This window comes from Burkholderia sp. Bp9012, assembly GCF_003853825.1.
GTDB classification, from domain to species: domain Bacteria; phylum Pseudomonadota; class Gammaproteobacteria; order Burkholderiales; family Burkholderiaceae; genus Burkholderia; species Burkholderia diffusa.
The window spans coordinates 44,004-69,114 of the sequence record NZ_QTQA01000029.1 but is presented as its reverse complement, the minus strand read 5'-3'; the positions used below and the strand labels follow the sequence as shown (position 1 = coordinate 69,114).

The 25,111-nt window shown below is 65.2% G+C and carries 18 protein-coding genes; 11 read left to right on the top strand and 7 right to left on the bottom strand.

Annotated elements, in window-relative coordinates:
* Positions 1-33 precede the first annotated feature (33 nt).
* The 5 genes from tssA (at position 34) to DIE11_RS30350 (ending at position 6,974) form a co-directional block, all read left to right on the top strand.
* Positions 34-1,155 carry a type VI secretion system protein TssA gene (tssA, locus tag DIE11_RS30370; RefSeq protein WP_124629119.1) on the top strand — a complete coding sequence of 374 codons (1,122 nt, stop codon included), beginning with the start codon at positions 34-36 and terminating at the stop codon, positions 1,153-1,155.
* Positions 1,156-1,222: 67 nt separating this feature from the next.
* Positions 1,223-3,904, top strand: coding sequence for a type VI secretion system Vgr family protein (locus DIE11_RS30365; protein ID WP_124629117.1), 2,682 nt, complete (start codon positions 1,223-1,225; stop codon positions 3,902-3,904).
* Positions 3,905-3,906: 2 nt separating this feature from the next.
* Positions 3,907-5,319, top strand: coding sequence for a hypothetical protein (locus DIE11_RS30360; RefSeq protein ID WP_124629116.1), 1,413 nt, complete (start codon positions 3,907-3,909; stop codon positions 5,317-5,319).
* Positions 5,316-6,092 carry a hypothetical protein gene (locus tag DIE11_RS30355; protein WP_124629114.1) on the top strand — a complete coding sequence of 259 codons (777 nt, stop codon included), beginning with the start codon at positions 5,316-5,318 and terminating at the stop codon, positions 6,090-6,092. Before DIE11_RS30360 ends, DIE11_RS30355 begins: the two co-directional genes overlap by 4 nt.
* Positions 6,093-6,212: 120 nt before the next feature.
* Positions 6,213-6,974 (top strand): hypothetical protein, encoded by a 762-nt coding sequence (locus DIE11_RS30350; protein ID WP_124629111.1) that lies wholly within the window; start codon positions 6,213-6,215, stop codon positions 6,972-6,974.
* A 164-nt stretch (positions 6,975-7,138) separates the two neighbouring features.
* Here DIE11_RS30350 and DIE11_RS30345 read toward each other — a convergent pair whose 3' ends face one another.
* From DIE11_RS30345 to DIE11_RS30330, 4 genes are all read right to left on the bottom strand, one after another.
* Positions 7,139-8,092 carry an OmpA family protein gene (locus DIE11_RS30345; protein ID WP_124629110.1) on the bottom strand — a complete coding sequence of 318 codons (954 nt, stop codon included), beginning with the start codon at positions 8,090-8,092 and terminating at the stop codon, positions 7,139-7,141.
* Between the two features lie 4 nt (positions 8,093-8,096).
* Positions 8,097-9,086, bottom strand: coding sequence for a type VI secretion system-associated protein TagF (gene tagF / locus DIE11_RS30340; protein WP_059607872.1), 990 nt, complete (start codon positions 9,084-9,086; stop codon positions 8,097-8,099).
* Positions 9,083-13,030 (bottom strand): type VI secretion system membrane subunit TssM, encoded by a 3,948-nt coding sequence (gene tssM / locus DIE11_RS30335; protein WP_124629108.1) that lies wholly within the window; start codon positions 13,028-13,030, stop codon positions 9,083-9,085. Before tssM ends, tagF begins: the two co-directional genes overlap by 4 nt.
* A 301-nt stretch (positions 13,031-13,331) precedes the next feature.
* Positions 13,332-14,177, bottom strand: coding sequence for a M15 family metallopeptidase (locus DIE11_RS30330; RefSeq protein WP_059607874.1), 846 nt, complete (start codon positions 14,175-14,177; stop codon positions 13,332-13,334).
* Positions 14,178-14,298: 121 nt separating this feature from the next.
* Between DIE11_RS30330 and DIE11_RS30325 the strand changes: the two genes are divergently transcribed.
* Together DIE11_RS30325 and DIE11_RS30320 are read left to right on the top strand one after the other, a co-directional pair.
* Positions 14,299-15,264, top strand: a complete 966-nt coding sequence (locus tag DIE11_RS30325; protein ID WP_124629106.1) for a phage tail protein — start codon at positions 14,299-14,301, stop codon at positions 15,262-15,264.
* A 205-nt stretch (positions 15,265-15,469) separates the two neighbouring features.
* Positions 15,470-16,498 (top strand): transporter, encoded by a 1,029-nt coding sequence (locus DIE11_RS30320; RefSeq protein ID WP_124629104.1) that lies wholly within the window; start codon positions 15,470-15,472, stop codon positions 16,496-16,498.
* A 111-nt stretch (positions 16,499-16,609) separates the two neighbouring features.
* On the opposite strand, the gene DIE11_RS30315 is transcribed toward DIE11_RS30320, so the two are convergent.
* The gene (locus tag DIE11_RS30315; RefSeq protein ID WP_124629103.1) at positions 16,610-18,778 is read right to left on the bottom strand and encodes a M1 family metallopeptidase; all 2,169 of its coding nucleotides are present in this window, start codon (positions 18,776-18,778) and stop codon (positions 16,610-16,612) included.
* A gap of 645 nt (positions 18,779-19,423) precedes the next feature.
* Between DIE11_RS30315 and DIE11_RS30305 the strand changes: the two genes are divergently transcribed.
* The 3 genes from DIE11_RS30305 to DIE11_RS30295 all read left to right on the top strand — a co-directional run bounded on the left by DIE11_RS30305 (position 19,424) and on the right by DIE11_RS30295 (position 22,157).
* The gene (locus DIE11_RS30305; RefSeq protein ID WP_124629101.1) at positions 19,424-19,918 is read left to right on the top strand and encodes an LEA type 2 family protein; all 495 of its coding nucleotides are present in this window, start codon (positions 19,424-19,426) and stop codon (positions 19,916-19,918) included.
* A 125-nt stretch (positions 19,919-20,043) separates the two neighbouring features.
* Positions 20,044-21,177 carry a class I SAM-dependent methyltransferase gene (locus DIE11_RS30300; RefSeq protein WP_124629099.1) on the top strand — a complete coding sequence of 378 codons (1,134 nt, stop codon included), beginning with the start codon at positions 20,044-20,046 and terminating at the stop codon, positions 21,175-21,177.
* Positions 21,178-21,266: 89 nt separating this feature from the next.
* Positions 21,267-22,157: an SAM-dependent methyltransferase gene (locus DIE11_RS30295; protein ID WP_059607880.1), complete on the top strand. Its 891-nt coding sequence runs from the start codon at positions 21,267-21,269 to the stop codon at positions 22,155-22,157.
* Between the two features lie 55 nt (positions 22,158-22,212).
* On the opposite strand, the gene DIE11_RS30290 is transcribed toward DIE11_RS30295, so the two are convergent.
* Together DIE11_RS30290 and DIE11_RS30285 are read right to left on the bottom strand one after the other, a co-directional pair.
* On the bottom strand, positions 22,213-22,785 hold the full coding sequence (locus DIE11_RS30290; RefSeq protein ID WP_059692336.1) for a DUF1415 domain-containing protein: 573 nt from the start codon (positions 22,783-22,785) through the stop codon (positions 22,213-22,215).
* 82 nt (positions 22,786-22,867) lie between these two features.
* Entirely contained in the window at positions 22,868-23,491 is a 624-nt protein-coding gene (locus DIE11_RS30285) for a TetR/AcrR family transcriptional regulator (protein ID WP_059607882.1), read from the bottom strand.
* Positions 23,492-23,708: 217 nt separating this feature from the next.
* Between DIE11_RS30285 and DIE11_RS30280 the strand changes: the two genes are divergently transcribed.
* Positions 23,709-24,992: an MFS transporter gene (locus DIE11_RS30280; protein WP_059607883.1), complete on the top strand. Its 1,284-nt coding sequence runs from the start codon at positions 23,709-23,711 to the stop codon at positions 24,990-24,992.
* Positions 24,993-25,111 lie beyond the last annotated feature (119 nt).

The window sequence follows — 25,111 nt, the reverse complement described above, 5'->3', positions numbered from 1 at the left end:
CGACATCTCATGCATCAACGGAATCACTGAACCATGCCGATCAATCTCCCCGAGCTGCTGACGCCGATCAGCGACGCGTCGCCCAGCGGCGACGACCTGTTGTTTTCGAATGAATTCGACGCGATCCAGGACGCGCGGCGCTATGACGATCCGACGCTCGACCAGGGCGAATGGGTGACCGAGATCAAGGAGGCCGACTGGGGCTTCGTCGTCGATCACGCGGGCGAGCTGCTGCGCACGCGCACCAAGGATCTGCGGCTCGCCGTGTGGCTGACCGAGGCGCTCGCGCTCGAGGATGGCATCACCGGCCTCACCGAAGGTTATGCGCTGCTCGAGGGCCTGTGCCGAGACTACTGGGACACCGTGCATCCGCTGCCCGAAGGCGACGACGTCGAATACCGGCTCGGCAACGTCGCGTGGCTGTCCGGCCGCACGGCCGAGCTGCTGCGCGGCATTCCGGTGACGGAGGGCGCGTCGAACGCGTTCACCACGCTCGACTGGGAAGTCGCACAGCACGTCGCGCAGGCCGTGAGGCGCGACCCCGAGCATGCGGACGACATCGCACGCGGCAAGCCGTCGGTCGAGCAGGTCGATGCGTCGCGGCGCGTGACGCCGATCGCGTTCTACACGACGCTGCTCGCCAGCCTGAAGGCGTTCGAATTCGCGCTCGATGCGTTCGAGGAGCGGCTCGTCGAGCGCGCGGGCGATTCGGCGCCGAGCTTCCGGCAGGCGCGCGACGCGTTCGAGACCGTGTACCGGCTCGCCGAGCGCTTCGCGCGCGAGCAGGGCTATACGGGTAGCGCGCCGCACACGCAAGCGGCGCCGCAGGCGCAGCCCGAGCGCATCGAGCCGAGCTTCGGCGATACGTTCCACAGCGAGGAGACCCACGTGCAGTCGCAGACCGCTCCGCGTCCGCCGGTGACGCAGATGATCGCCGGCATCCAGAACCGCGCGCAGGCCGTCGACCAGCTGCGTGCCGTCGCGCGTTATTTTCGTCAGACCGAGCCGCACAGCCCGGTCGCGTATCTCGCGGACAAGGCCGCCGAATGGGCCGACATGCCGCTGCACAAGTGGCTCGAGAGCGTCGTGAAGGACGACGGGTCGCTGTCGCATATTCGCGAGCTGCTTGGGGTGAGGCCGGACGAGCAGTCGTGAGCGATGGGTTTTTGACCTGAGAGCGCGGGCCCGGCGGGTTCGCGATGAACGAGAAGAAGGGTGACGCATGAACGTGACCGAACTGGCACAGGCGATCCGTGGTGGCCTGATTCAGCAGGACCGCCTGCTGAAGACGGATATCCCGTCGCTGCCGAATAACGCGCTCGTGCCGCGCCGCGCCGTGACGCGGTCCGAGCTTGGCCGAGATTTCAGCGTCGTGCTCGACCTCGTGTCCACCGCGAGCGACGTCGAGCTCAAGACGCTGATCGCGCAGCCGATGACGCTGTGGATCCAGCAGGCGGACAAGTCGTATCTGCCGATCAACGGTTATATCCATACGGCGCGGCGGCTCGGCGCCGACGGCAGCCTGTCGAGTTACCAGTTGCGCTTCGCGTCGTGGATGCATTTCCTCAAGTTCCACAGCGACATGCGGTACTGGCAGGACCAGCCGGTCGACGCGATTCTCTCCGACGTGTTCGACATGCATCCGCAGGCCAGGGGCAGATACCAGTTCGCGTTGTCGAAGCCGTTGCCGTCGCGGTCGTACTGCCGGCAGAGCGAAACGGACTGGAACTTCGTGCACCGTCTGATGGAGGACGAAGGGCTGTTCGGTTTCTGGCGGCACGACGAAGACGGGAAGGCGCACACGCTCGTCATCACCGACGACCTGCATGCGGTCGATGCGCTGTCGCCGAATGCCGTCACGTTCGACCGCTCGGGCACGGGCACCGAAACCGCCGGTTTCACGCAATGGGCCGCGTCGCGGACGCTGCAAAGCACGCTGCACACGACGCGCACGTTCGACTACAAGTCGCCGTCGTCGGCGGGCAATCCGAATGGCACGTCGCTGCCGACGAAGGCCGGCCAGGGCGACCTGCCGGGCCAGACGGAAATCTACGAATACACCGGCGCGTACACGTATCCGGGCCAGGACCGCGGCGAACACCTGTCGAAGATTCGCCTCGAGGAGTGGGAGTCGCGCGCGAAGCGCTTCTTCGGCGTGGGCGGTGTGCGAGGTATCGACGCAGGCCGGCGCTTCACGCTGAGCGATCATCCCGAGCACGACCGCGATTCGGCGAGCGACCGCGAGTTTGCGGCCATCGGCGTCACGCGTTACATCGAAAACAATCTGCCTATCTCGGATCACGAAGCGAGCTTCCCGCATAGCCTGCAGGACGATCTGGCGCAGGTGAAGGCCGGTCACGGGAAAGCAGCTGCGTTCGAGGTCGGGCATGACGACGGCTCGGCCGGGTTCTATCTCGTCGAGGTCGACGCACAGCGCGCGAGCGTGCCGTATCGGAGCCCGTTCGAGCATCGGAAGCCAGCGATGCAGCTCGAGACAGCCATCGTCGTCGGGCCGAAGGGCGAAGAGGTTTATACGGACGAGCTGAACCGGATCAAGGTCATGTTCGTCTGGGACCGGCAGAGCGAAGGCCGCGAGACGGCGTCATGCTGGATGCGCGTCGTGCAGTCAGATACCGGCGGCGGTTACGGCGGCGTGCATATTCCGCGGGTCGGCGAGGAAGTGCTGGTCGGCTACATCGGCGGCGACTGCGACCGACCGATCGTGATGCATCGCGTGTACAACGGCGCCGCTAAGCCGCAGTGGCATAGCGACGGGATCCTGTCGGGCTTCCGTTCCAAGGAGTATGCGGGATCGGGGCACAACGAAATGGTGCTCGACGACGCGACCGGGCAGAACCGCGCGCGCCTGTTCAGCAGCAGCGCGAATTCGCTGCTTCATCTGGGTTATCTGATCGAGCAGAACGGGAATACGCGCGGCGCGTATCTCGGCTCCGGCTTCGACCTGCGCACGGATGCGTACGGTGCGATGCGTGCGGGGCAGGGCCTGTACGTGACGACGCATCCGAAGCAGGCGAACAGCCAGCCGCTCGATGTCAGCGAAGCGAAGCAGCAGCTCGTCAATGCGGAAGGGCTCATCGAGTCGATGTCGCAGGTCAGCGAGATGCATCAGGCGGAGAGTCTCGGTACCGGGCACGATGCGCTGAAGCAATTCACCGATGCGACGCAGAACAGCGTGGCGGGGGCGACGACGGGCGGTGGCAGGACTGGCGGTGGCGGGACGGGGAATGCGAATGCGTTCAAGGAGCCGGTGATGCTGTTCGCGAGCCCGGCGGGGATCGGGGTGGCGTCACAGCAAAGTGCGCACATCGCCGCGGATCGGCACGTGAATGTCGTCAGCGGGCAGAGCACGCATCTCGTCAGCGGCAAATCGCTGGTGGCGAGCGTCAAGGAGAAGCTCAGCCTGTTTGCGCAGAATGCGGGCATGAAGCTTTTTGCCGGGAAAGGCGCCGTCGAGATTCAGGCACAGAACGACAACGTCGAGATGGTCGCGCAGAAGACGATCAAGGTGCTGTCGGCGACCTCAACGATCGAAGGTGTCGCAAAGGAAGAGATTCTGCTGACGTCGGGCGGCGCGTATGTCCGGATCAAGGGCGGCAACATCGAGATTCACGCGCCGGGCAAGATCGACGTAAAGGGCGGACAGCACGCGTTCAGCGGGCCGACGAGCATGCACAAGACGTTCAAGGCGGAAGGCAAGAAGGCAGACATGCGGATTCGCTATGTGGATGCCGACGGCAACGTGCCGCATGGGGAGCCGATCAAGTTCACGACGGAAGACGGGATCGAGCATAGCGTCGCACTCGACGCGGAAGGCAAGGCGGAATTGAAGAACATCGATTTTGACGAGTTCGTGGCCAGTCAGGTCAAGCGGACGGGAGAGTGAAAATGGGTGGCAAGGCGCTTGTTCAACATCAGGTTTGTATCGATCTGCCGGGGGAACCGGTGAGTTGCTGGGCTGAGACAGATATCACGGTCCTGTTGCGCAAACATCGCGATGTGGTATTTGAGGTGCATTTGCACAAAGGCAACAACTACACCGTCGAGGCCACCGAGGATTGGTTTTACGACACCAAGGCGAAGCGACGAGTCAAGACCGGAAAATTTCAGGACGGAGAACGGTATCACGTCTGGATCGGTCGTGATTTCAAGGGGTTTCTCGTGCTTAAGAAGGACGGGGTGGAGCTTCAGCGATATTCGATGCTCCTCTTGAACACCGACAACCACGGTTCCGATCCTAAAACCAAACCGGAACCCATTACGCTCGTCTACGGCGGACAATCGGGAGTGAGCGGCACGCCGAAACTCGCGAATTTCTGGCAATACCCTTCCGGCTCGTCGAGTGCCGCGACCGGCCAGGCAACCTATCGTCCTAATTGGCAACTCGGTCTTTCCGGACTTTCGTCAGGTATGACCACGATCGACGATCAGTACAGCTGCAGAATGCTGTTACCACTGGCCGCTCCCACAGCACAAGCGGAAACCTCGCAAGTAATGCATATATTCGAAGTGGACGTGAAGACGATACCGAACGATCTGATCACGGCGCTGGAAAATGGCGGCGCGGACGAGACCGCGATCGATACAGCTCACGTCGCGACTCGCAACTGGATCATCGGTCAAGTCGCCGGATTTTTTGGATACGTCGGAGACAACTTGCCATGGATCCGGGAGCTAATGAAGAGCAAATTCAAGTTGATCAAGATTGTTCATCGAAATGCCGGACCAAAGTGGTATGTGGTATTCAAGGGAACTATAGGATCCCGAACAGAAATATCCGCCGCCAAGTATAGCGTGAAGAATACGAAGATTCTGGCGATCACCGGAGGCGCCGGGACGGCTAAATCGATGGCGCAGGCGGCCTGGCGCAGTGCCAAGGGCTCGATGACGACCAAGGCTGGCGTTATTACGCTTGTATTGACGATCGCGCTGGACTTCGCGGAGTGGTATCACGACTACAAGCAGGTCGATGCCTCGGGAAAACCTCGAAAGGACTTGTGCGATCTCTTTGCAAAGATTGGGATTGATCTGGTTGTCGCAGGCCTCACGGCTGCTTTGACGTCGATGGTGGTGGGTGCGATTGCGTCGGCGGCCGCAATTGCTGCGGTGCCGGTGGCGCTTACGGTCGCTGTCGCGATTGGCGTTGCTGTTGCCGTCGGATACATCGTCAATTACGTAGACAAGAAAGTGGAATTTACCAAGTGGGTGGCGAACAAATTGCGTGAGATCGGCGAAAGCTACGAAAAGTACATGCCCAAGGATTACAACCCCTACTCGCCGATGTTCGGAGCGCTGCCATGAGGAACGAGGCTGTCGTGAACGGCACGGAGAAATCGCTGTCGCCGGCCGTCGCCCAGGCTGTGTGGATCGGGATTTTGCTCAACGCGTTGGCGGTTGCACTCGCGTTCACCGCTTATAAATTCGATTACGGCGTTTCCAGCCTACCTGGCCAAATCAGCGTTGCAATTGCTGCGGCATGCGTGGCGACGCCAGTGATTTGCTGGCTCGTGTGCCGGGGTACGAAGAAATTCATAGTCTATGGATATCTCAGGTTGACCAGCTTGCTGTCGGCCTATGCCTTGATCGGGATCGCCTTTTACTTTTACTACTTCATTTTCGCCCCGATGCCGGTTCTTGCCCGGACCGCCGGGCTGGTGATCGGGGGCGGGCTTAGCATCTACTGGCTGGTGTTTTCCTACGTCGCGCTGACACGCCATATCGCGCAATCGGATTTCGAGGGCAGGGCTTTTGACGTCCTTGACGGAGCGATTGTCTGCCGGAAGGACTTCTTCGAGATTCTGGACTCCACCTATTCCGAACGCAGCCCGTTCGTCAAATGGCATTCGTGGATCGTCATGACGCTTGCGCCATTCTTTCTGGTGCTCAGCCGACTACTGTCGATGTACTTTGGGACCGGGGGTGTGCTGTTCTTTGTCGCGGCCATCACGTTCCCCGCATCGCTCTGGTTGATCGGCGTCATGATCAGGGTCGGGGTGACGATGATCCAGTTGCCGAACGCGATGGAACGAAAATACCGGAAGCCGGTGCTGATGGCGCCTGATGCATCGTTCTAGGGCGCGGGGCGGTTCCATCGGCGCGACGGAGCGAACCCGTGCCGTTCACCGATGCCGCAACGGTAAATCAAAGCATGTGATTTGAAAGGAGATGACAGTCAGTGATGTCGGGGCTTATGTATGAGCTGTGTTGATCAACTGCGGCCTGATCACGTGCTGGCATTGGCGAGGAAGGCGGTGCCGCTGTGCTTGGTGTTGCCGTTGTTGGGCGCAGGGATATCGTATGCCGCCTATGCGGACGAATTGTCGATATCGACCTGGCCGTGGCGGATCGGTGTTCTGGTTGCAGTGGGTTGCTGTGCGGGACTTCTGCTCATCTATGCCAGGTATCGCGGTACGAACGAGTTGTTCGCTTACGGACTGGTCATGTCGCTCGGTATGTTCGCGACGTACTACTTTTTCGGCGTATTCGGATATTTTTGCTTTTTCATATTCGCGCCCATGTCCGCCTTGGCGCGGTGCGCAGGATTGATCGGCGGCATCGTACTGCATATCTTCTGGGCGGTTAAAGCGTACCGAAACGTGCGTCATACGGTCGATGCCACGCCCTCTCTCGGCAACGTATTCGACGATCGAGGCGAGGTCGTCGTTTATGAAGTCCAGCGCGGAGCAGCAGAGTTCGAGCGGTATCACCAGGAATCTTCTGCCATCCCGAATCTCGGCCGAGTTATCGCGTTGGGGCTGGCGCCGCTTTACCTGATACTGGGTCGCCTGCTTCCGTCGGATTTCGGGGCAAACGGAGTGCTGCTGTTTTTGGCCGTAGCGAGCATGCCGCTGGCGTTGCTGTTCGTCAGCTTGTTCGTGCGCAACTACGTATTGACGATCGCCCGGCCCGCGCAGATCGGGCAAGAGCGCGGCAAGCGTGTTTTGGTGGCCGAATAGCCAGCATTTCTTGCGGATGAAAGTTGCGGGATGTCGAAGGTATCGTCGTCTTCGGCGAGCAGGGCAAGCGGCAATCTGTCTGGCGCTACCTCCAGAAGATCAGATTGCTTCTTGCGCCTGTCGGAATCGGTCGGCGGCCTTGTATACGCTGACCGCCGCTCCGCCTACTGCCCCACCCTGAACTCGATCCGCCGATTCCTCGCCCTTCCATCCGCCGTGTCATTCGGCGCGATCGGCTGATCCGGCCCGACGCCCGTCGTCGTCATCTGCTGCGGCGGGATGCTCTTCGTGATCAGATAACCCTTCACCGCATCCGCGCGCGCCTGGCTCAGCGCGATGTTCGACGTCCGGTTTCCCGAGTTGTCGGTGTGGCCGATGATGTCGACCGTGCGGTTCTGCATCTTCGCGAGGGCGGCCGCCATCTGGTCGAGGATCAGCTTGCCCTGCGGCGTCAGCGTCGCGCTGCCGGTCTCGAACTCGATCGTCCGGTTCGCGAGCGTCTGGTCGAGCACACCCTGCTCGGATGCCGACACGCGCAGCCCGTTCTTGATCGTGTAGGTCGGGTTCAGCGTGTTCGCCATGTCGCTCGCGAGCTGCTGGCGCTGTGCTTCGTTGTGCACCTCGCCCTTCATCTCGATCTGCGTGCCGTTGATCTTCAGTTGCCCCTTGCTGATCTGCTTGAGCTGCGCGCCGAGCAGCTTCTGCACGTTCGCGCTCCAGTTCGGCGGCGTCGCGACGTCGCCGACCTCGATCTGGTCGACTACATTCACCGCGCCGTAGGTGTCGCGCAGCTTCTGCAGCACGGCGGCCTTGGTCGCCTCGTCCGGGACCTTGCCGCCGACCACCACCTGGCCGGGTGTCGCGTTCGCGGGCGGCGGCGAGATCGTGCCGGCCGTGCCGTGCACCAGCGTGCCGGAGGCGGTAGCAGGCGCGGCGCCGAGGTTCGTGTTGGACGACGGCAGCGCGGTCGTCGCGACTGTGCCGTTGCCGATCGGCGTGACGGTCGCGCCGCCGGTGTTCTGCGCGTAGGCCGCGCCGCTGGCGACGAGGCCGGCGGCGGCGAGGGCGGCAACGAACGCCGAGAAGCGCATGCGCCGGACGTGATTCGTGCGTTGCATCCCGTCAGCCTCCGATGAACGCTTCGCGGAACGCGTCGATGGCGACGCGCAGCGAGAGTTGCGGTTGGTCGAGGTAGCTGACGAGCTTGCTGATCTGCTGATCGTTTTGCGCATGGGCGTCGATCCATTCGGGATCGTCGATGTCGATGTTGTGGGCGGCGTAGGTCTGCGGGTCGACGACGCTCAGCAGCGTCTTCGACGACGCGCCGTTGAAGCCGATGATCAGCCGTTCGCGCTCGGCGATCGTGCCGATGAAGATCGCGAGCTCGAAGTCGGCCTGCGCGACGAACGGTGCGATCAGTTCGAGCCAGAACGCGGCGACGAGGCTTCGGTAGAACGGATCGACGGGCAGCGGCAGCGTGAGGCCGCGCTCGATGTGCGACGAGCCGCTCTGCATCACGGGCCGCAAGAGCGAGCCGAGCGCGAGCATCGCACCGCGCAGCCGGACCGGATGGCCGCTTTCGAGCAGCATCTGCTGCAGGCCGTACAGCGACTGGTGTTCGATGAAGTCGTTGAAGGTGCCGTCATGCGACGTGCCGGGGCCGCCGACGTCGATCGGCACCTGCGTGTCGCCGAGCGCCTGCAGCGCGCCGGGCGGCTCCTCCTTCGCGAGCAGCGGCGGCATCTGCGCGGCGACGCGCGACCACAGCCGGGCGAACGCGAGCGGGCTGCGCGCGAGGAACGCGAGCGGCCGGTCGACCTCGAGCGCGGTCGCGCCGAGAAACGGGAAGCGGCGCATCGACACGTCGTGGCTCGCGACCATGTGGCCCGCGATCGCGAGCTTGCTGCGCGAGCCGAGGAACGCGAAATGCATCGGCTTCGCATCCTCGTAGACGATCTTCCAGCGCGGATCTTCCGCGAGCAGTTCGAGCGCCTGCGCGATCCAGCGATCGAGCGTCTGCAGCAGCTGCGGATTGTGCGGGCTCTTCACGAAGTCGCCGCGCGACGGAATCTTGCCGAAGTAGGCGATCTGCGCCTGAACGGTTTGCGTCATTGCGCCCCCTGTGCATTCGTTGCGGTGGCGGCCGCGACGGCCGGTGCCGGTGCCGCGGCCGGCGTGCCCGTGCCGGCCTGCGTCGCGTTCTGCGCGGCACCCGCGCTCGCGTCGGCGACCGACGACGGCAGCTGCAGGCCGCGCAGGCTCTGCTGCTGCGGCTGGTCGCCGCCGCCGCTCGTCGGCTGCGACGTGCTGATGATGCGCATCGTCACCGACACGTTCACGCTGCCCTGGACCCACGTGAGGTCGAAGGTGCCGTCCGGACGGCGCTTGCGCTGCGCCGAGTTGATCAGCTTCTCGAGACCGTAGCGGCCCGGTTCGTTGACGAGTTGCACGGTGCGGCCGTCGAAGGTCGTCGCGGACAGCGTCGCGCCCGGCGAACCCTGCGGGTTCGGCCACACGAAGTTGGTCCACTGCGGCGGCGTGTTGCGGTAGCGCAGTTGCTGGCCGTCGATCGCGATCGTGTATTCCGTCGTGCCAGTGCTCGGTTGCGGCAGGATCTGGAACACGGTCTGCGGTTCGGCCGCCGCGGCCGCGCCGCCCGCGGCGCCGCCGGCGAGCGGGGCGACCCAGCGTGCGAATCCGTTCGTGAAGTCGGGCGTGAGGCCGATGCCCATGTCGCCCCACGTGCGGGCCGCAAGCGTGTCGCCGCGGCGCACCGCGAGCGGGCCCAGCGTCGTGCCGACGAACTTCGCGATCGCACCGTCCGGACCGAACACCTGCGCGATTTCACCGGCGCCGGCCTCGACCTTCGCGTTCGCCGCGAACGGGTACTTCGTCGCGAGCGAGCTCTGGAACGGCTGGTAGACCTGCGCGTTCCACACCTTGTTGACTTCGGCGCTCGCCGGCTGGATCACCACCGAGAACGCCTGCATCAGCGGGCGCACCAGGAGCGGACGCAGCGACTTGCGTTGCGAATCGGTCAGGCCCGTCAGCATCTGCTCGTCGACGAACTTCAGCGAATCGGCCAGTTCCGAGCCGTTGCCGTCGAGCGTCTGCTGCATCAGCTGGCGCGCGCCGGGGCCGGGGTCGCCCTGGTTCTTGATCACGTTGAAGCGCGTACGGACCTTCGACAACGAGTCCATGTAGCCCTTGAGCATCGACGTGCCGTCGTGCGTCGTGACGATCCGCGCGAGCCCGATGAACTCCTGGCCGATCGGACCCATCGGCACCTCGGCCGGATTGCCGTTGATGTCGATGTTCGCGGCCGCCACCTGGCCGGCCTGCGAGCGCGTGAACAGTTGCTTGACCCAGTTCACGACGCCGGTCTGCGCCTTCTTGATCGCGACGTTCGCCAGCGACGGGTTGTCCCACGACGTCTGGTCGTACGCGGTCTCGAGGATCTTGCGGATCGGCGAATCCTGCGGGTCGCCGAGGCGGTTCATCCCGTCGACGGCCTGGCCGAAGCTGCTGAAGCCCTGCACCGCGATACCCTGCATGAACTTCTGCCAGTGCTGCGCGTATTCGGTCTTGTACATGCCGACGAGCGTCTTCTGGATCTGCTCGGGACTGCCTTCCAGCGTCAGGTCGTCCTGCGTCGACGTGTTCAGCACCCAGTCCTTCGCCTGCAGTTCCTTGGTCGCCGCGTCGCGGATCGCCGGCTGCACGTAGTCGAACCACGCTTCGCGCGTGAACGTGCCCGGAATCGCATAGCTGCCGGCGACCAGCCCTTGGTTGCCGTCGCCGACGATGCGCGCGATGGTCATCGGCGCGAAGCGGGTCGACGCGCGCGCCTTGATTTCCTCATAGACGCGCTGGCGGGCCGGCATGCCGCGCACGACGCGGCGCAGGTTCTCGCGGGTCTGGTCGACGAGCGCGAGGTTCGCGTCGATCATCGGCCAGTCGTCGTCGTTGACGCGCGCGAGGTAGAACGAGATCATGCGCTCGGCGCTCTTGATCATCTCGTCGCGCGGCATGTTGCCGCGATTCGTCTCGAGCCAGCCGCGCCAGAAGCGTGCGAGCTGGTCGGTCAGGTGCGCCTGTTCGACGTGACGCTTGTCGGACAGCATCAGGTAAGTCTTCAGCGCGTTGTACGCGTCCTGCACGTTGGTCGGCGACGCGTCGCTGTACAACCCGCCCTGCGGTGCCGCCGCCTGTTGCGGCGCGGCGGCGGTCGCGGCGGATGCGCCTTGCGCGGCGCCGGCGAGCGGCGTGGCGCCCGGCGGGTTCGTCGATACGGGAATCGGGCCGCCCTGCACGGCGCCCGATTCGGGCGGGCGCGTCATCGGCACGAGCTGTTCGGGGTGCGCGTTCACATCCTTCATGAACGACGCGAGGTTCTGCGAGACCGGCGCCAGCAGGATCTGGCGCACGCCGTTGTAGTACTCGGTCAGCAGGTGCTGTTCGAGACGGTCACCCTGGTACAGGCCGAGCGACACCGACACCGGCTTGTCGCGGCGGAACTGTTCGAGCTGTTCGATCCGGTCTTCCAGGATATCCATCGCCTGCAGACGCGACTGCAGATCGTTGCGGCCCTGCTGCAGGCGCGTGACGTTGTCGAGGTCGGCCTGCACGTTCGCGACGAGCTGCTGGTTGCCGATCGTCGACCAGGTCCAGCCGCCGAGCGCGAGCGCGAGCGCCGCGACGAAGCCGAAGAAGGTCGCGTAGCGCAGCCGGGTCTTGGTCGGGCTCGCGAACTGGCGCACGGTCTGGCGATCCGCGAAGATCACCTTCGAGAACAGGTCGCGCAGGAAGAAACCGTTCTTCGAAAACGCGCTGTGCGGCTTCGGCAGCGCGCTCGCGTCGAGGCCGAAGCGGTGCGCGATGCGCTGCGCGGCGGCGCTGTTGGTTTCGCCTTCCTGCAGCGCGCTGGTGAAGTAGAAGCCGCGGAAGATCGGCTTGTACTGGAACGGGTTGTTCTCGAACAGCGTCGCGAGGAACGCGCGCAGCGACGGCTTGATCGTCGAGAATTCGAGCGGGAAGCTCAACTGGCCCGGCGACAGCTGGTTGCCGCGCGACAGCGACAGCTGCGCGACGCTGATTTCCTTCAGCCCTTCGTAGAGCTCCTCGAAGTGCGTGTCGAATTGCGCGACGACGTCGCGCTTGTCGTCTGGCTCGTAGGGCAGGGTGGCGCCCCACACGCGGTCGTATTCGTGCTTGTCGCTGCTGCTGAAGAATTCGGTGAAGCCGGTGATCAGGTCGGCCTTCGTGAACATCACGTAGACCGGCGCGAACACCTCGAGCTTTTCCGTCAGCTCCTGAACGCGCTGGCGGAGGTTTTTCGCGAGGTTGATCGCGAATTCGGGGCGGTTGCCGGTCAGTTCGGCGATGCTCGCGGTAACGATGATGCCGTTGATCGGCGCCTTCGGGCGATAACGCTTCAGCAGGCCAAGAAAGCCGAGCCATTCGCTGCGGTCTTCCTCGTGCACCGAGTAGCGGCCGGCCGTGTCGAGCAGGATCCCTTCGGTCGTGAAGAACCAGTCGCAGTTACGCGTGCCGCCGATGCCGTGGATCACGGCGCTGTTCTTGTCCGCGAACGGAAACTGCAGGCCGGAGTTCAGCACCGCGCTGCTCTTGCCGGCGGCCGGGTTGCCGATGACGATGTACCACGGCAGCTCGTACAGCGCGGAGCCGCCCGACACCTGGCCGATCTTCGACGTCTTGATCGTCTTGACCGCGTCGGAGAGGCGCGTGCGCAGCACGTCGAGGTCGGCGGTCTTGGTGTCGGGTGCGAGCGCGGCCGCGGCCGGCGCGGCGATCTTGCCGGTTTCCGCCTGCTCTTCCAGCACCTGGCCGAGCTGCTGGTTCGCGCGCTTCACGCGCCAGCGGCGTACCAACGCGACGCCAAGCCACAGCACGAGGATCGCCGCGAAGGCGATTGCCGCCCACAGGAGCGGCAGCTGCAGCATGTCGGCGACGATGAAGAGAATCGCCGCTAGCGCGATGATCCCGACAATCGAGAGCGTACGCGGATGAGTCAGCACGTTGAGGATGCGTTGCATAGGACGTTCAGGTTCCGGTGCGATTCGGTGAGGCGACGCAGGCGCGCCGAGCGGCAAGCGTGGCGCCGCGATGTGTCGCCATGCTGTCAAACGGGATGAAGGGGGCTGGCATCAATGCGCCCGCGGCATCGGAGAAGGCGCGCGCAATAATGAAAGGACGCTGTGAGAATTAAAACGGAAGCGGCGATCGGAAAAAATCGTGCAACGGAATGCCCGATCGATTGCGCCGCTCAAATCGTTTCCTGCCGGATGATTAAAAAGCCCCATGCCGCCCTCATTATTTCTTGTCCGGCAGCCCTGACTAGCTGCCGCGTCCCAGTTTAAAACCGGGTTTATGGTATTCCACGTGCCCGAGATCCATCATTTTCCATCGGCCTCCCCAGGTCAGGCCGACCTGTTCGGCAACCTGTCCGTACAACTGGTAGCCGCGCATCGCCCAGGGATCTTTCTCGGAAATGACCAGCTTGCCGTCGCGCAGAAACGCGTTGTCGCTCGCGAGCCCGAATTGGTGATAACTCTGGAAGGCCGCCGCATTGGTCACGTTGGTGCCCATTTGCGCGAGCCGGTTCTGTCGTTCCGGGCTCCGATAACCTTCCAGCAGCGCCATCTCGTAACCATATTGTTCGTGCATGATCTTGTAGACCAGCAGCAAACGCGTACGGAAATCGGGATCCAGCAGGTTCCAGTCGCGGCTCGCGTCCTTCAGTGCCGGCCGCACCTGTTCGACTTCCTTCGTGGCAAAGACTTCCGGCGGCAACGGCGGGGGCGGCACGAGCTGTTCGCCCTGCAGCAGCGCGGCGATCTTCTCGTCCGGCACGCGCGCCGTGTCGTCGTACTGAAACAATTGCCGACCGCGTAACGCAATGGCCACCAATGGCGGCGTCGCAAGAATACCTGCCGACACCATAATCATCAAGCGTCGCCGAATCAGTAAATTTTGCACATCGCTTAATGCGCCGCGCGTAACGGTTGCCGATTTAACAATCTGACTTCGCGTGCGTGCGGCGCGAGCGTTCGCGCGGCGCGTCAGGCGGCCGTGAAACTGGGCGACGGATTCGAAAACCGCCGTGCGGATACCCGGTAAAAGCAACAGTGCCGCGACCGCGACGGCAAGGGCGAAATAGGCGACGAGTGCGACGGCAATCAACGAAATCCCCGGAAATTGGAATTGATTGTGTTTTGCAATGCTTGCTCTTAGAATCAGGCTGCTTTGAGAGGCCGGGCTATATTATCGCGGTGAATTAAACCAGGATTCAATGAGACGCTGAATGAGTGCGCCGGAAAATTCAAATTCGAAAACCCCGCCGAGCCTGCTGTCCGATACCAAACCGGCAGGTGAGGGTGGACCGCAGCAGTCGCGCATTCTCGCGAATCTGGAAGGACGTGTCACGCCGCCGGCCGAAGCGCCGCGCCGCTCGCTGAAGGGGCCGATCGCGGCTGTCGTCGCGCTCGTGGTCGCCGTCGGCGGCTGGGGGGCATGGCGCTGGCAGCAGCAATCCGGCGAACAGGCTGTCGTGGCCGCCGCGCCCGCGCAGGCAGCGGCGAAGGCCGAGGCAGCCAGCGACGGCGCCGTGCAGGTCGCGCAGAATGCCGCGTCGGCCGCTCCTGCCGCGCAACCGGCCACGATCGTCAATGACGATGCGGCGTCCCAGACCGTTGCGTCCGCATCGGGCGCGTCGGGCGCGGACAACAGCCGCTTGTCGCGCGCGCTCGCGAACGGTGCCGACGATGCATCGGGCGCGGCCACGGCTGGCGCCGTCGCCGCGACGGCCGCCGCCGCGGCTGCGACGGCGAAAACCGCGAAGGCCGACGCCGCGCAGAGCGGCAAGGTCGCCGCACGCAGCAAGGCCGATGCGAAGGCCGACGCGAAGGCGGAGGCCCGCAAGCACCACAAGGAACAGCAGGCGGAGCTCGCGCAGGCGAAGAAGCGTCGCGACGCGACGACCCGTACCGCGAGCGCAAAGGCCGCCGGGAAGGACGACCCGGATGCGGACCTGCTCGCCGCGCTCGTCGCACGCACGAAGCCGGCGGACAAGAAGGTCGCCGCGCAGAAGGGGCAGGTCGTGCCGACCAAGACGGCCGCCACGACGGGCGGTTCGCTCGCAGCGCGCGTGAAGGAGTGCTCGGAGCGCGGCTTCTTCGAGGATCAGCTGTGCCGGTGGCGCGTCTGCGACGGCCATTGGGGCAAGGATCCCGCCTGCCCGACCGCCGCGCAGTCGGAGACGCGGCAGTAGCGAGGCGTCACGCCGGCCTGCTCATCGCACATGCGCCGCCCAATGGGCGGCGCATTGCTTTTTGGGGCTGTCCGACGCCGGACGTCCGTATGTGACCCCGTCACGAAAATGTCGCATACGTCGGGCATACGTTTCCTTTCATTTCCCGGCGTGGCGCCGCAATGCGCGATGCGCGGCGCGGCCGCGCCGCACGACCTTCGACACGATGGATCTGATCGTACAGACTTACGGCGCCGATACGTCCGGCATGGTGTGCGGATTCCGCTTCGTCCCGGGCGGATCGGGTGCGATGCTCGATGCCGACGCGGCCGCCGCATGGCTGCGCACGTGCCGCGCGCGCGAGGCAGCTACTTCGGACGATTTCGTCTGGCTGCACTTCAATCTCGCGCACGGCGCGAGCGAGCGCTGGATGCGCACGCACCTCGGATTGCCCGACAGCTTCTTCGAATTCCTTCACGAAGGATCGCGCTCGACGCGCATCGAGCAGGAGGACGGCGCGTTGCGCGCGATCGTGAACGACGTGATGTTCAACCTCGAGCTGACGCCGTCGGAAATCGCGACGCTGTTCGTCCACGTCGAGCGGCGCATCATGGTCACCGCGCGGCTCAAGCCGCTGCGCTCGGTCGACACGCTGCGCGCCTGCGTGCGCGACGGCGAACGGTTCCGGTCGCCGGCCGAACTGCTCGTGCACCTGCTGCGCGACCAGGCCGACCTGCTGATCCAGATCATGCGGCGCACGAGCATCGACGTCGACCGCATCGAGGATCGCTTCCTGTCGCAACGGCTCACGTCGAATCGCGTCGAACTCGGCGCGATGCGCCGTACGCTGACGCGGCTGCAGCGCATGCTCGCGCCCGAGCCGGGGTCGATCTTCCGGCTGCTCGCGAAACCGCCCGCGTGGCTGCATGCCGAAGACGTGCAGGAACTGCGCGAGTCGACCGAGGAGTTCTCGCTGGTGCTCGCCGACCTGTCGGGGCTCAACGAGCGGATCAAGCTGTTGCAGGAAGAGATCGGTTCGCGGCTCGACGAGCAGAACAACCGGACGCTGTTCACGCTGACGCTGGTGACCGTGATCGCACTGCCGATCAACATCGTCGCGGGCTTCTTCGGGATGAACGTCGGCGGCGTGCCGTTCTCGGAGAACAAGCACGGGTTCTGGCTGATGGTGCTGCTGGTCGCGGGCTTTACCGCGCTCGCCGCGTGGTGGGCGTTTCGCCGGCGCGATGATCGCTAGCGGCGGCCGCAAAAAAACAGGCCCCGCATCCGGAGCCTGTCGAAGGACGTGAAAGATTGAACGCCGGCCGGCGCCGCAAACTCCGCGGCACCGGCCGGCCGGACCACGACGTTACTGAACCAGCGTCTTGCGCGGCTTGAACATGCCCTGGTAGCGCAGCGACGGACGTTCCTTCACCGTCGGCGCGATGCCGCCGAAGCTCGGCGTCTGGCGCAGCTTCATCGCGGCCGGCGAGGCGACCGAGCCGATCGACGTCGAACGCGAAGCCGGCGCGAGGTTGTTCGCGACGAGCAGCGCGGCCTCGCTCTTCAGGTTCGCGAGCAGCACCGGATCGGTCGAGCCGTTGACCTGCGTGAGCAGGCCGCTCCACGCGGCGTCGCTGTAGTTCACGACGTAGTAGTCGAGACCACTCGGATCCGCGACCACGCCCGTGCAGCCGTCGATCCGCGTCTGCGTCTGCGTATCCTTCAGCGCGAGCGTCGTGTGTTTCGCGAGCCCCTGGCCGTACGCGAGCGTGATCGGTACCGTCCACTGCAGGCCCGGATACGCGTTCTTGTTCGGGAAGGGCTGCTGTTTCAGCGTGACGACCGTCTGGTTCTTCGTCATGTCGCACTGCGTGTCGAGCGAGATCAGCGGCACGCCCGTCTGGCGCACGTAGCTGTCGCCGATCGGGCCGACCGGCTGGCCGCTCGCCTTCGACAGCGCATCCCACAGGCGCTTCGGTGTGCCGTTGCCGAACGAGTAATCGACCAAGTATTGCTGCAAGCCCTTGCGCAAGGTTTGCTCGCCGAGATAGTTCTCGAGCGTCTTCAGCACGTGGCCGCCCTTGTCGTAGGTGAACGCGCTCGCGCTCAGCACGAAGTCGTTCGACGCCCAGTCATTGAAGTTCGGCGCGACCGGGAATGCGTTCGGGCCGATGTCGCGATTGATCACGCGATACTTGTTCTTTACCTGATCGAGCCAGCTGAACTCGTCGGGGAAGAACTGGATCGTCGTCTTCGTCTCGAAGAACGTCGCGAACGATTCATTGAGCCAGACGTTGTCCCACCAGTCGGTCGTGACGAGGTCGCCGAACCACTGGTGCGCGACTTCGTGCGTCAGCACCTCGTTACCGTAGTGCGACATCGGCTGGCCCGGTTGCGGCAGGATGTCGTCGGCGAACTCGAGGATCGACCCCCAGTTCTCCATCCCGCCGAAGTTCAGGTCCTTCTGCTCCTTGAACGCATCGTTCGCGGCGACCGTGTCGAACTTCGTCAGCGGCAGCGGGATGCCCGTATAGCGGTAGTAGAAGTCGAGCGCCTGCTTGGTGCGGTCCATCGCCGGCTTCGCCCAGTCGCTCATGCCCGGCGGCGTGAACACGCGCAGGTGCAGACCGCCCTTGCCGCCCGGCAGGGGGCTCGAGAAATCGTCCTCGTAGGTGTCGAACATGCCGCCGCCGAAGAACAGCAGGTACGACGGCATCGGCGGCGTCTTCTCGAACTGCACGAGCTTGTAGCCGCCGCCGACGTTGGTCGACGGTTTCTCGGCCGCGTTCGACACGACGCGCCAGTTCTGCGGCACTTCGGCCGTCACTTCATAAGTCGGCCGGAATGCCGGCTCGTCCCAACCCGGGAACCACTGGCGCGACAGGTTGGTTTCGCCCTGCGTGAGGATCGCGCCGCTCGTCGTGCCGTCGGTGCTCTTCAGGTCGACACGGAACACGCCTTCCGCGGCCGAGCAGCCCGGATACGGATCGTCGCCGCAACTGCCGCCCGTCTGCGTGGCCGGATCGTCGTACGACTTGAAGTTGATGATGCCCGACCACTCCATGTGGAGCGAATAGTTGCCCGGCGAGATCGTGCCGGCGACGGGACGCAGCTGGTAGAAGTCGCCCTTGTCCTGCGGCGTCGCGATCAGCTGGATGTTGCCCGGCTGCAGCGTGATGCGGCCGTTCGTGAACTTGATCCGGTGACCGGCGATGACGATGTTGTTGACCGGCTTCAGCACCTTGATCTCGACGTCGGCGCGCCCGTCGAACGCGTTCAGCGCATCGTTCGGTCGGAACCACAGCCGGTAGTTGACGGGTACCACGGTGTCCGGCAGTTCGACAGGCGACACGCTCTTGTCGACATTGGACGCGCTCGGCGGCGTGTTGGCGGCGGGCGACGAGCTCGAGTGCGGCGCGCCGGCGGAGCTGAGCGCGGAAGCCGAGCCGACACCGCTGTCGTCGCCGCCGCACCCGGCGAGCGCGAGTGCGGCGACCAGCGGCAGGTAACGCATCTTGTGAATGTTGATCGACATGACTGAAACCTCGATTGTTGAAAGAATCGTTCAGTGCTGCGAAAACGCCGGCAAAGGAAATCCCTCGCCGTTAATCAACAGCGACGAGAAATGCCAATGACGGATTATTCGAAAAGACGGCCGGCCGACTACGTGAAGGTAATCATGGTTTACTGCCCCCTCTGTGTTTCCGGATGTCGGTTAACTTGCCGGTTCAAAATGGCCGGGCGCGTGTTGTACTGAATTGATTTCGCGCGCACGACACGGGGCCGCCCGCCCTGCGCGGGCGTGCATTCCCTTTGAACCGACGACCCACGGGGCTGGCCGTGCAAGGCCGCAGGACGGAAGGACGGCGTGTCGCCGTTCCGTAAAATCGCCGTCATGCGGCTTGAAGGTTTGTCGGCCTGCTCGAAGGATGCGTAAATATACTTGATGGTTTTGGGTAAAGGAAACGAAAAAATTAGAAAGTGATTCGATTGAATCTTTTGCGCACCATTGAATGCTGGAAGGCATTAATTCGCTTTCCATTCGACTACTTGTTTTCGTAGTTTTAATCTATTAACGATCTCGGCGGTGCGCGGAAACTACGAATCAGGGTGGAGCGTGGCGCGCTCGGTACAATGCAGCGACGATCCGTCAAATCGATTGCCGCAAGGAGGCCAGCCCATGCCACGAGCCCTGTTCCATATCGCGCCGCTGCGCGCCATGCTGCTGCTGTTCGCCGCCGTCTTCGTGCTCGGCGGTTGCGCGGGTCTGACGCGCGAGCCGGTGAGCGTGACCGTCGCCGGGCTCGATCCGCTCGTCGGCCAGGGCCTCGAGATGCGCTTCAGCCTGAAACTGCGCGTGCAGAACCCGAATGACACGCCGATCGAATACGACGGCATTTCGGTCGCACTCGAACTGAACGGCACGCCGTTCGCGAGCGGCGTGAGCGATCGCGCGGGTGTCGTGCCGCGCTTCGGCGAGGCCGTGATCGACGTGCCCGTTTCGGTGTCGGCGTTCGCCGCCGCGCGGCAGGCGTGGAACCTGCCCGGCGCGGCGGCCAACGGCGAGTTGCCGTACGCGCTGCGCGGCCGGCTCGCGGGCGGCGTGCTCGGCAGCGTGCATTTCCGCGATGCGGGCACGTTGCGCATGCCGGCGATGCCGGGGTGGGGCGGGTAGGCTGCCTGCGCAATGCCAGGGCGGTCGCCCGCGCTTTGCCGCGCGGGCAAAGCGCGGTATGGTGTGGTCCGCGCGGCGCGCTCCTGTAGCGCCGCCTGTCTGAAGCCAACCGTAGCCGAGCTCGCGTGACCGATTTCTCCGTTTTCCACTGGACCGACGCCGACGGCGCCGAACATGCCGTGCGCTGGCGCTCCGAAGCCGGCGTGCAGCCGCCCAGGCGCGCCGTGCCCGCCGACGACCGCCTCACCGCCGACGCCGCGTACCGCCTCGCGTGCGAGGGCACCGCGCTCGTCTGGCAGGGCGACTTCCAGAACGCGCGCCAGCTCGTGCAGGCGATGGCGCGCCGCGTCGAACGCAAGCCGAAGAAGGCGAAGGCCGCGGTGGGCGTCGACGCATTCAACCTGCATCGCCTCGCGCAATCGCAGCGTGCCCGCACGCTCGGGATGCTGCTGATCCCGCTCGACGCCGACTATACGATCCCGCTGCGCCGCGCGCCCGACGTGCGTGCAGCGTGCGAGGAAGCATACGGCCCGGGCGGCGCGCCGTCGGTCGTGTCGCTGCGCGAGCTGCTCGGCCTCGTCGGCGCGCACGAATGGCGCAAGAAGGGCGTGCCGATTCCGGCGCTCGGCGGCGCGCTGATCCATCCGCATTACGGTGTGTTTTCGCCGGTGCGCGGCGAATACGTCGAACTCGTCGCGCGCACGCCGCTGCCCGCGACGTCGCTCGCGTTCGACATCGGCACGGGCACCGGCGTGCTCGCGGCCGTGCTGGCGTCGCGCGGTGTCGAGCGCATCGTCGCGACCGATCAGGATCCGCGCGCGCTCGCGTGCGCTCGCGAGAACGTCGCGCGGCTCGGTCATGCCGAGCGCGTCGAGGTCGTCGAAGCCGACCTGTTTCCGGCCGGCCGCGCGCCGCTCGTCGTCTGCAACCCGCCGTGGGTGCCGGCCCGTCCGAGCGCGCCGATCGAATACGCGGTCTACGATCCCGACAGCCGCATGCTGCGCGGTTTCCTCGCGGGGCTCGCCGACCATCTGGAACCGGGCGGCGAAGGCTGGCTGATCCTGTCCGATTTCGCCGAACATCTCGGCCTGCGGCCGCGGGACACGCTGCTGCAATGGATCGACGAAGCCGGGCTCGTCGTGCTCGGCCGTGAAGACATCCGCCCCGCGCACCCCAAGTCGGCCGACGCGGACGACCCGCTGCACGCGGCACGCCGCGCCGAGGTCACGTCGCTCTGGCGGCTCGGCGCGCGAGCCTGATCGCGTATTTTCGGTAAACTGTCGCCATTCCTCACGAATTCCCGCCGCCGGGCCGTGGTCGACCGACCGTGGCCCGGCGACGCTTCACGATGTCGAACAAGACCTACGAAATCCGTCCGGAGCAGTCCATCGAGCTGCTGAAGGAGCTGCACATCCTCACCCGCGACGGCAAGCTGAACCAGGACAGCCGCCGCAAGCTGAAGCAGGTCTATCACCTGTTCCAGTTCATCGAGCCGCTACTCGCGAGCGTGCAGGCCGACAAGGGCAGCGTGACGCTCGTCGATCACGGCGCCGGCAAGTCGTATCTCGGCTTCATCCTGTACGACCTGTTCTTCAAGCAGCAGCCGGGGCACGGCACACCGGCGTTCGCGTCGCACGTGTACGGGATCGAGACGCGCGAGGAGCTCGTCGCGCGTTCCACCGAACTCGCCGCGCGACTCGGATTCGGCGGCATGTCGTTCCTGAACCTGTCGGTCGCCGATTCGATCACGTCGCCGAAGCTGCCCGAAACGGTCGATGTCGTCACCGCGCTGCATGCATGCGACACGGCAACCGACGATGCGATCCGTTTCGCGCTCGCGAAGCGCGCGCAGCACATCGTGCTGGTGCCGTGCTGCCAGGCGGAAGTCGCGGGCGTGCTGCGCAGGAACAAGGGCAAGTCGCTCGCGAACGCGCTGACCGAAGTGTGGCGGCATCCGCTGCATACGCGCGAATTCGGCAGCCAGATCACCAACGTGCTGCGCTGCCTGCAGCTCGAGGCGCACGGCTATCAGGTCAGCGTGACCGAGCTGGTCGGCTGGGAACACTCGATGAAGAACGAGCTGATCATCGCGCAGTACAAGAACCTGCCGCGCCGCAAGCCCGGCGAGCGGCTGAACGAGATCCTCGGCATGTTCGGGCTCGCCGAACTGAACGAGCGCTTCTTCGCGCCGGCGCCCGCGGCGGCGGCGGGCGAGGCCGTCGAGCAGGCCCCGGACTGAGGCAGGCCGACTCGCGGCCCGTTTGCCGCGCGGCGGACGGCCGTTGCGCGACGCGTCAGACGTCGTCGCCCGGCCGGCGCATCCATTCACGCCAGCCGTCGTGGCCGAGGCGGCGCAGCGTTTCCTGGTTTTTCTCGTAGATCGCGGACGCGTCCGGGAACGCGTCGACCGCGCGTGCGATGCTGTCCTCGCGCAGCAGGTGCAGGATCGGATACGGCGCGCGGTTCGTGTAGTTCTCGATGTCGTCGGCTTCGCTGCCTTCGAACCGGTACTCGGGATGGAAGCTCGCGATCTGCAGCACGCCGTCGAGCCGCAGTTGCCGCACGAGCCGGTCGGCGAAGAACAGCGCGTCGTTGTAGTCGACGAAATCAGCGAACGCGCGCGGATAGATCACGAGCGTCGTGTCGACCTGCTGCGGATCCGCCGCTTCGAGCGCGCGCAACTCGGTTTCGAGGTCGGCGAGCGCGTCCTCGAGCGTCGTCGCTTCGCTGATCGCATAGCGCACCTGCTCCTTCACATAGACGCTCTTCGCGAACGGGCACAGATTGAGCCCGATCACCGCGCGCGCGAGCCAGTGCCGCGTGGCGGCGAGGATGTCGTCGTGCGAATCGGGGCGGGTATCGGTCATGGCGAGGGCAGTCGGGCAAGGCGGAAGCGAGGGCCGCATTGTAGCGGGAGCGAGCACGCGGGGTTCGGGCGTGCGCCGCCTGTCACGCGCAGGCGGCTTCGATCAGTTGCGTGACCAGCGCGGGCGCGGTGCCGATCGGCGTTTCGCCGTGCCGGTAGGTCTGGCTGGCCGCGTAGATGCCCTCGACCACGAGCGCGAGCGCATCGGCCAGCGCTTTCGGCTGCCGGGCGCCTGCGCCTTCGCATAGCTCGACGAATCGCTTCATCAGCCGCTCCTTGTTTTGCGCGACGCGTTCGCGCGCCGGATGCGACGCATCGGGGAATTCGGCCGCGACGTTGACGAACGGGCAGCCGCGATAGTCCTTCTGCGTCGCGCGCTCCGCGAGATCGACGAAATACTGGATCAACTGCGCCTTCGGCTGGCCGGGATGCTTCGCGACGCTCGAATCGAGGCGCTCGAAGAAGCACGCATCCATCCGTTCGAGATACGCGAGGATCAGCTCGTCCTTCGACGAGAACTGGCGGTACAGGCTCATCTTGTTGACGCCCGCGCGTTCCACGACCGCTTCGACGCCGACCGCGCGCACCCCTTCCTTGTAAAACAGCTCCTCGGCGGCGCGCAGCAGGTGTTCCTGCGCGGCGGCCGCGGCGATCGGCTGGCGCGTGCGACGTGCCGGCGGCTTGTTGGCGGCCTCGATGCCCGACATGATGACCCTCGACTGCGTGATGAATTGCTTGACATGTTACCGACTGGTCACTACGATCGCAACACACTTGTGACCGAGCGGTAACAATGCCGGCCGGATCGACAGACAGATGCCAGGTATCGGCCCCGGTCAGCCGATGCAGCATGCGGCGGAGGTGGCCTGGTGGTGACGCGGGGCCGGCGCGCGGGTGCCGGCCCGCCAATTGGAGAGCGACGACATGAACTGGGCAGTGACACGAATCGGCGGGCGTTTCCACTATGGATGGCTCGCGGCGGCGGTGGTTTTCCTGATCCTGCTGGCCGCGGCCGGGACGCGTGCGACACCGAGCGTGCTGATGGTGCCGCTCGAGCGCGAACTCGGCTGGAGCCGCGCGGCGATTTCGCTGGCGATTTCGGTGAACATTGCGCTGTACGGCCTGACGGGCCCGTTCGCGGCCGCCGCGATGCAGCGCTTCGGGCTGCGGCCGACGATCCTGACCGCGCTGGTGACCATGAGCGCGGGCGTCGCGCTGTCGTCGATGATGACGCAGAGCTGGCAGATGGTCGTGATCTGGGGCCTGATGGTCGGCTGCTCGACCGGCGTCGTCGCGCTGACGCTGTCGGCGACCTTCGTCACGCGCTGGTTCCATGCGCGGCGCGGCCTGGTGATGGGCATCCTCACGGCGAGCACGGCCACCGGTCAGCTCGTGTTCCTGCCGATGCTCGCGGCGATCGCGCAGCGTCATGGCTGGCGGCCGGTCGTGCTGGTCGTCGCGGTGGCGGCCGCGATCGTGATTCCGCTGGTCGCGTTCCTGCTGCCCGAGCGGCCGGCCGACGTGAAGCTGCGCCCCTACGGCGAGCCGGCCGACGCGCCGGCCGCGCCCGACGCGACGAAGGAGAACCCGCTCGCGGTCGCGTTCCGCACGCTGCTGACGGCGAGCCGCTCGCGCGACTTCTGGCTCCTGTTCTTCAGCTTCTTCATTTGCGGCGCGAGCACCAACGGCTATGTCGGCACGCACCTGATCGCGATGTGCAGCGACTACGGGATGACCGAAGTGCAGGGTGCATCGCTGCTCGCCGCGATGGGCGTATTCGACCTGTTCGGCACGACGCTGTCGGGCTGGCTGTCCGACCGCTACGACAACCGCGTGCTGCTGTTCTGGTACTACGGGCTGCGCGGGCTGTCGCTGATCTACCTGCCGCATGCGTTCGGCATCGATTTCTTCGGGCTGCCGCTGTTCGCGATGTTCTACGGGCTCGACTGGATCGCGACCGTGCCGCCGACGGTGCGGCTCGCCACCGACGTGTTCGGCAAGGCCGCGGCGCCGGTCGTGTTCGGCTGGATCGTCGCCGGCCACCAGCTCGGCGCGGCATTCGCGGCGCTCGGCGCGGGGCTGCTGCGTGCGAGCCTCGGCACCTATACGATCGCGTCGATGATCTCGGGCGGGCTCTGCATCATCGGCGCGCTGATCGTGCTGCGGATCAACCGCGGCCCGTCCCGCGCGGCCGCGCAGGCCGCCTGAGCGCGGCGCTTCGGCCGGCCCATGCACGGGTGCGGCCGGTCAATGCGGGATCCGTGATTTGCATTGCGCGGGATGATCGGGCGCGTGACGCCTCGAGCGGTTATGCTTTCGGTTCGCCG